General features: G+C 46.5%; 8 protein-coding genes. All 8 read left to right on the plus strand.

The genetic code is table 11. The features are described 5' to 3' along the window. Positions 1-910 (plus strand): RNA-guided endonuclease TnpB family protein (locus ACQRCC_RS15255; protein ID WP_427851599.1); only part of this gene is annotated, 910 nt, incomplete at its 5' end. Positions 911-1,114: 204 nt separating this feature from the next. Beyond that, positions 1,115-2,611 (plus strand): HAMP domain-containing sensor histidine kinase, encoded by a 1,497-nt coding sequence (locus tag ACQRCC_RS15260; protein WP_427851600.1) that lies wholly within the window; start codon positions 1,115-1,117, stop codon positions 2,609-2,611. Next, complete coding sequence (locus ACQRCC_RS15265) at positions 2,604-3,293, plus strand: response regulator transcription factor (protein ID WP_427851601.1); 690 nt, start codon at positions 2,604-2,606, stop codon at positions 3,291-3,293. The genes ACQRCC_RS15260 and ACQRCC_RS15265 overlap by 8 nt, the downstream gene beginning before the upstream one ends. A 4-nt stretch (positions 3,294-3,297) precedes the next feature. After that, positions 3,298-4,668, plus strand: coding sequence for a TrkH family potassium uptake protein (locus ACQRCC_RS15270; RefSeq protein ID WP_427851602.1), 1,371 nt, complete (start codon positions 3,298-3,300; stop codon positions 4,666-4,668). A gap of 54 nt (positions 4,669-4,722) precedes the next feature. Then, positions 4,723-5,376, plus strand: a complete 654-nt coding sequence (locus tag ACQRCC_RS15275; protein WP_427851603.1) for a potassium channel family protein — start codon at positions 4,723-4,725, stop codon at positions 5,374-5,376. A 13-nt stretch (positions 5,377-5,389) separates the two neighbouring features. Then, positions 5,390-6,199 (plus strand): TrmH family RNA methyltransferase, encoded by an 810-nt coding sequence (locus tag ACQRCC_RS15280; RefSeq protein WP_427851604.1) that lies wholly within the window; start codon positions 5,390-5,392, stop codon positions 6,197-6,199. Positions 6,200-6,316: 117 nt separating this feature from the next. Further along, positions 6,317-6,751, plus strand: a complete 435-nt coding sequence (locus ACQRCC_RS15285; RefSeq protein ID WP_427851605.1) for an NfeD family protein — start codon at positions 6,317-6,319, stop codon at positions 6,749-6,751. A 2-nt stretch (positions 6,752-6,753) separates the two neighbouring features. Continuing rightward, positions 6,754-7,687 (plus strand): SPFH domain-containing protein (locus ACQRCC_RS15290; RefSeq protein ID WP_427851606.1); only part of this gene is annotated, 934 nt, incomplete at its 3' end.

Genomic DNA, 7,687 nt, shown 5'->3' on the forward strand with positions numbered 1-7,687 from the left:
TATCGCCCATGAAAAGGGATCGGAGAAAGTAAGGCTTAGCCTTTCAAAACAGCTGAAAGGATATATGAAATCGGAGTATGATATCCATGAAAACTATCTTTATCTGGAAAATAAGATTTTCCGGGACATGGATCATATAAAGCAGATCAGACTCTATCCTCCCGGGAAAGATGGAACAAGCGGAGTGATCGTCATTTTTGAAATTCCGGAAGTCGAAAGACTGGAAGATAATGGTCGATATCTTTCGATTGATGTGGGGCTCCATAATCTTATGACCTGCTATGATAACAGGGGGAAATGCTTTATAGTTGGACGGAAATATCTCCAGATTACACAAAGATATGACAAAGAGATTGCAAGAGTCCAGTCACAATGGGGAAGGGTACAGGCTTCATCAGGGGTCAGGTATCCGAAACCTTCCAGGCATATCCTGGGATTGTATGAGAAAAAGAAAAACAGTGTGAAGGATTATCTGCATAAGATGACCAATTATATTGCTGAATATTGTAAGAAGAATGGGATCCATAGCGTCGTGATCGGGGATATAAAAGGGATCAGAAAAGGGAGCAACCTTGGAAAAAAGACGAATCAGAAACTGCATGGTCTTCCGTATGAAAAAATATATCATATGTTGGAATATAAACTGCATATGCGAGGGATCAGTCTTATCAGACAGGAGGAGGGATACAGCAGCCAATGTCCTCCTACATCTGAGAAAGTATCGAAAGAATATGCGCAGAAAAAGAGCCGTAGATACCGCGGGCTATATGTGAAAGAAAAGCAGATATATAATGCTGATGCTGTAGGAGCGTATAATATCCTGAGAAAATATGGGGATATATCCTGTAAAAGGATCATTATGCCCGTATCCGGGCTAAATCAGGTAGAAGTAATAAAAGTAGCTGTGTAACCTGAAATAGGTAGCAGTAAAGGTGTTATGGACGCACCCTGAATCTACGCTCCGCAAGGAGCGCATATCAGATGCTTGGTAATTCAATTACCGAGTAGTTCACAAAATTTTTATAATTGTTTATATTCGCTTTGGTGAGAAGAACTGAAAATAGTGGTATACTGAAAATAGTGATTTACGAAGGAAAATCCGAAGGAGGCGGCTATGAAGTTCAAGACCCGTTTGATTGTTGCATTCGTGACGGTAATTACATTGCCGATTATTTTAACAAGTTTATGTATTGTTCTGATGGGCCGGTATCAGATCAGCTCCATTGAGAAGACCTATGAGATTTCGGATACCACGGTGGAAAGTCTGGCAAACCCGGTGAAGGTGCTGGGGCAGCTTACGGAAAAGCCTTATCATGAGTTGAAGACGACGGTGCGTACAGATACAGATTCACTGGAAGATGCTGCCTATCTGGAAAGTTTCAATAAGAAACTGGTGGGTAAGAAATCTTATCTTCTGGTGCGTAAGGAGCAGGTGATCACCTATTCGGGAACGGATATGGAAGAGGCTCAGAGCGTCATTTCCCAGCTCCCGGATTATGGGGAGACCGATACCACATCCCTGAATGGAATGTATCTGGGGGGAGATGCACAGGCTCTGGTGAAGCAGATTGACTTCCTGTATAAGGATGGTGCCCATGGAAGTGCGTTCATTGTCACAGATGTGAGCAACGCCATCCCGGAGATTCAGGAATTTGCGGTGGATATCATCGGCGTAGTCATTTTCGTGCTGGTACTGACGGCATGTGTTCTGATTTTCTGGATCTACCGCGGTGTGGTACAGCCCATTGCCAAGATTCAGGAAGGTGTAAAGAGCATCAAGGAAGGCAACCTGGACTTCGAGATGAAGCCGGAAAAAGATGATGAACTTGGAAGGCTGTGTCAGGATTTTGAGGAAATGCGGAAGCGCCTGAAGGAAAGTGCGGAAGAGAAGATGGTATTTGATAAAGAGAACCGGGAGCTGATCAGTAATATTTCCCACGATCTGAAGACGCCGGTGACGACCATTAAGGGATATGCCGAAGGAATCATGGATGGTGTAGCAGATACACCGGAGAAGATGGACAAATACATCCGGACGATTTATAATAAAGCCAGTGAGATGGATACGCTGATCAATGAACTGACTTTTTACTCCAAGATCGACACGAATCGTATTCCGTATAATTTTAATACGATCTCTGTAAATGCATACTTCGATGACTGTGCGGAGGAGGTTGCTCTGGAGCTGGAATCCAGAAATGTGGAATTTGGATATTTTAACTATGTAGAGGGAGATGTGAAGGTTATTGCGGATGCCGAGCAGATTAAGCGGGTCATCAATAATATCATTAACAACTCTGTAAAATATATGGATAAACCGAAAGGAAAGATCAATCTTCGTGTGAAGGACGTGGGAGATTTTATTCAGGTGGAGCTGGAGGATAACGGAAAAGGAATTGCAGCCAGGGATCTGACGAATATTTTTGACCGGTTCTACCGCACCGATGCTTCCCGCAATTCATCCAAGGGCGGAAGCGGTATAGGATTATCTATTGTAAAGAAGATTATTGAGGAGCATGGAGGCAAGATATGGGCGACCAGCCGGGAGGGTACCGGAACGACCATGTATTTTGTCCTCAGAAAATATCAGGAGGTACCGGTTCATGAGTAAAATATTAATTGTAGAAGATGAAGAAGCGATTGCAGATCTGGAGAAAGATTATCTGGAATTAAGCGGATTTGATGTAGAGGTGGCGAATGACGGACAGACAGGACTTGAAAAGGCTCTGAAAGAGGATTATAATCTGGTTATTCTAGATCTGATGCTGCCGGGAGTAGATGGATTTGAGATCTGCCGGCAGGTGCGCAGTGAGAAGAATACACCGATTATCATGGTGTCAGCGAAAAAGGATGATATTGATAAGATTCGGGGACTGGGCCTTGGAGCAGACGATTATATGACGAAGCCGTTCAGCCCCAGCGAGCTGGTGGCGCGGGTGAAGGCTCACCTTGCCAGATATGAGCGCCTGATCGGAAGCGCTGTTGAGGCGAATAAGGTGATCGAGATTCGTGGTCTGAAGATCGATACAACAGCGAGAAGGGTATGGGTCAATGGAGAAGAGAGGCCATTTACAACGAAGGAATTTGATCTGCTGACATTTCTGGCCAGCCATCCAAACCATGTGTATACGAAGGATGAACTGTTCAGTGAGATCTGGGATATGGAATCCATCGGTGATATCGCAACGGTAACGGTGCATATAAAAAAGATTCGGGAGAAGATTGAGCTGGATACATCGAATCCGCAGTATATCGAAACGATATGGGGTGTAGGTTACCGGTTTAAAGTGTGATGGAATGAAAAAAAGAAATATCAGATGGAATACAATGAAAATACTGGCACTCGGCTTTTTGGGTGTAATACTGACAGGGGCTATTCTTTTGTGGCTTCCTGTCTGTAACACCCGGCCAATTGCATTTATGGATGCGTTGTTCACAGCTACGACGGCAGTCTGCGTGACCGGACTTGTGACGGTTACACCTGCCGCTCAGTTTACAATTCTGGGACAGATTATTTTACTGTTGCTGATTCAGATTGGAGGATTGGGAATCGTTGCGTGTGTGACAGCGTTTTTTCTTATTCTGAAGAGACGGATTACGGTCAGGGAGCGTATTGTAATACAGGAAAGCTACAATATGGAAGCACCGGGAGGTATGGTATCCATGGTCATCCGGGTTCTGAAAGGAACTTTCGTTGTGGAAGGAATCGGTGCACTCTTGTACGCATTTCAGTTCGTGCCTGAGTTTGGTCCGATAAAAGGAATATGGTATGCGGTATTCCATTCGGTTTCTGCATTTTGTAATGCGGGAATCGATATACTGGGAAATGACAGTTTTATGCGGTATGTGGATAATCCGATTATAAATATCACCACCATTCTTCTGGTTATCGTGAGTGGTATCGGTTTTACGGTCTGGGCAGATGTGCTGAACAACGGAAAAAGGATTATGGAGAATCAGGTTCCGAGAAGATGGTGGTTCACCAGACTGCGCCTTCATTCCAAGATTGCGATTGTGACCACATTAATTCTGATCATTGTCGGAATGGTCAATTTTTTACTGGCGGAATATCATAATCCGGGAACCATGGGTAATCTGAATGTCGGTGAAAAAATCATGGCGGCTTTATTTCAGTCGGTCACTACAAGGACGGCGGGATTTGCCACAGTATCCCAGGCAGCATTACAGACGGAATCCAAGGTTTTTGCCTGCCTTTTGATGTTCATTGGAGGCTCCCCGGGAGGAACAGCCGGAGGAATTAAGACGACCACATTTGCCATGCTGGTACTTACAAGTATCAGCCTTGCGCGCGGTGGAGAGGATACAGAATGTTTTGGACGAAAGATCGCTGCGGCAAATATCCGGATGGGTCTGGCGGTCGTTATGTTTGCCATGACGGTGCTGTTTGCAGGAACGCTGGCAGTATCTGCGCTGGAGCCGGATGTGGATTTTATCCGGGTGCTTTATGAGACGGTATCCGCAGTCGGAACCGTAGGACTGACGGCGGATCTGACAGGAAATCTCTGCCGGGCAAGTCAGATGGTGATTATGATAATGATGTATATCGGAAGAATCGGTCCGATATCCCTGGCATTGTTATTCGGAGGAATCGCACATTCGAGAGATAAGATCAGGGAGCTGCCGGAGCGACGAATCATGGTTGGATAGTTGGGGGCTTTTGACACCAATATCATAAAGTTTGGAATAATTGGAGGATAAGAGATGGCAAAGAAACAGTATGCAGTTCTGGGATTGGGAAACTTTGGAACCAGCGTTGCGTTAACGCTGCAGAATCTGGGTTGTGATGTGATCGCGGCAGACAATAATATGGAGCGGGTACAGAAAATTGCTGATATGGTCTCCTATGCGGTGAAGGGAGATATTGATGAGGCAGAATTTATACGGACCCTGGGGGTGCGGAATATGGATGGCGTAATTATCGCGGTATCTGAGAACAGAGAAAGCAGTATTATGGCGACGCTTCTGGTGAAGGAAGAAGGTGCTCCATATATACTGGCCAAGGCAAATGACAAAAGGCACGCGGCAATATTAATGAAAATCGGTGCAGATGCTATCGTGTACCCGGAGAGAGAGATGGGAGCCCGTGTGGCAAAGAATCTGGTATCGACCGAGTTTGCGGACTGGATTACCCTTTCACCGGATTACAGCATGATTGAAACGGAGATTCCGAAAAAATGGGTTGGAAAGACGCTGCGCCAGCTGGAGGTCAGAAAACAGCACGAGGTGAGCGTCGTCGGATACATTGATGAGGGTGATGTGGAGCTGAATCCGGATCCGGATGAGACCTTAAAGGATGATATCATTCTGATTCTTGTAGGCAGCAATCTGGCGCTGCAGAAACTGCAGAAGAGATAGAGGAGGGGACACATTGATTACAAGTACAGCGAACCAGCGGGTAAAAAGACTGACGAATCTCCGGAAGAAGAGAAAGCTCCGGGATGAGGAAGGGGTTTTCCTGGTGGAAGGAATCCGGATGTTCCGGGAGGTTCCCGGGGATGACCTGATGGAAGTATATGTGTCGGAATCATTTTACAGGAAGGAAAAGAAAACGGTAGATGACATGTGTGCGAAGAGCCATATACGGCCGGAGATTCTGACGGATTCTGTATTTGAACACGTATCGGATACCAGGACACCCCAGGGGGTTCTGTGCATAGTGAGGCAGAGGAGTCGTGAAATTCCCGTATCGGAGGCCTGGAGTGTTTCCGCACCTGGGGAACGAAAACCTCTGATCCTGGTGTTGGATAACCTGCAGGATCCGGGGAACCTGGGCACCATCCTGCGGACGGCGGAAGCGGCAGGCGTGACCGGAATCATTATGAGTCGGGAGTGTGTGGACATTTATAACCCGAAGACCATCCGTTCCACCATGGGTTCTGTATTTCGGATGCCTTTCTGGTATGTGCAGGATATTACGGATGTCATTCGGCAGATGAAGGCAGCGGGGGTTCAGACTTACGCTGCACATTTAAAAGGGAAAAGAGACTATGACGGACCGGATTACCGGGAGGCGAGTGCATTTTTTATTGGAAATGAAGGAAATGGACTCCGGGATGAGGTCGCAGAGCTTGCGGATGAATATATTCTGATTCCCATGATGGGAGAGGTGGAATCTCTGAATGCTGCTATAGCGGCGACGGTGCTTATGTTTGAAGCGGGACGACAGAGGAGAAATTAATGTGCGGGATTTTGCGGCAAAAACTCTGGTTGTGAAAATAATGGAAGTATAGTAAGATAAAGACAGGAAATACTAATATTTCAGTAAGGCGTACTGGAATAAAAAAGGGGGAAGCATATGGAAACAATGTATTGGCTGATTTTATTTGTGGTACTGCTGATCATTGAGATCTGCACCATGGGACTTACCACTATCTGGTTTGCCGGAGGAGCACTGGTGGCATTTGTTATGGGCATCATCGGGTTTGGAACGACAGTTCAGATTATTGTGTTCCTTATAGTGTCGGTACTGCTTCTTGTGATGACCCGGCCTATCGCGTTAAAGTATTTTAATAAAGAAAGGCAGAAAACAAACGCCGAGAGTCTGATCGGGCAGCAGGCGCTGGTGCTGGAGGATGTGGATACCCTTCATGCACGGGGGCTTGTGGAGGTGAACGGACAGGAATGGTCGGCAAAGACCGATGATCCGGAAGGATTTATTAAAAAGAACATGGTAGTTGTGATTGATGGAATCCAGGGCGTAAAGTTGATTGTGAGAGCGAAGGAGGTCTAAGTATGTTGTGGAAAATAATTGGAATTCTGTTTCTTATTTTTGTGATACTGGTACTCGTTTCCTGTGTGAAGGTTGTACAGCAGGCAAAAGCGCTGGTTGTGGAGAGACTGGGTGCGTACCAGGCAACATGGGGTGTTGGAATTCATTTTAAGATTCCGTTTATTGAGCGTGTGGCAAGAAAAGTGGATCTGAAGGAACAGGTTGTGGATTTTGCACCACAGCCGGTTATTACCAAGGATAATGTAACGATGCGGATTGATACGGTAGTGTTCTACCAGATTACAGACCCGAAGCTGTTCTGCTACGGGGTGGCAAATCCGATCATGGCTATTGAGAATCTGACGGCGACGACACTGCGTAACATTATCGGTGATCTGGAGCTGGATCAGACACTGACTTCCAGAGAGACGATCAATACGAAGATGCGGGCATCCCTGGATGTGGCAACGGATCCGTGGGGAATCAAGGTGAACCGTGTGGAGCTTAAGAACATCATCCCTCCGGCAGCTATTCAGGATGCCATGGAGAAACAGATGAAGGCAGAGCGTGAGCGCCGTGAGGCGATCCTCCGGGCAGAGGGTGAGAAGAAGTCAACCATCCTTGTGGCAGAAGGACAGAAGGAATCTGTAATCCTGGATGCTGAGGCAGAGAAGCAGGCAGCAATTCTGCGGGCAGAAGCAGAGCGCGAGAAGATGATCAAGGAAGCAGAAGGTCAGGCAGAGGCCATCCTTAAAGTCCAGAAGGCAAATGCAGAAGGTATCCGTCTTCTGAAGGAAGCGGGAGCAGATGAGGCAGTCCTTACCATGAAGAGCCTGGAAGCTTTTGAAAAGGCGGCAGACGGCAGGGCTACGAAGATCATTATTCCGTCCGAGATTCAGGGAATTGCAGGCCTGGTAAAATCCATGACGGAGATCGGTGCAAAGGACGAGACAGAGA

It is taken from the genome of Sporofaciens sp. SGI.106, assembly GCF_050314255.1.
Taxonomy (GTDB): Bacteria; Bacillota; Clostridia; order Lachnospirales; family Lachnospiraceae; genus Claveliimonas.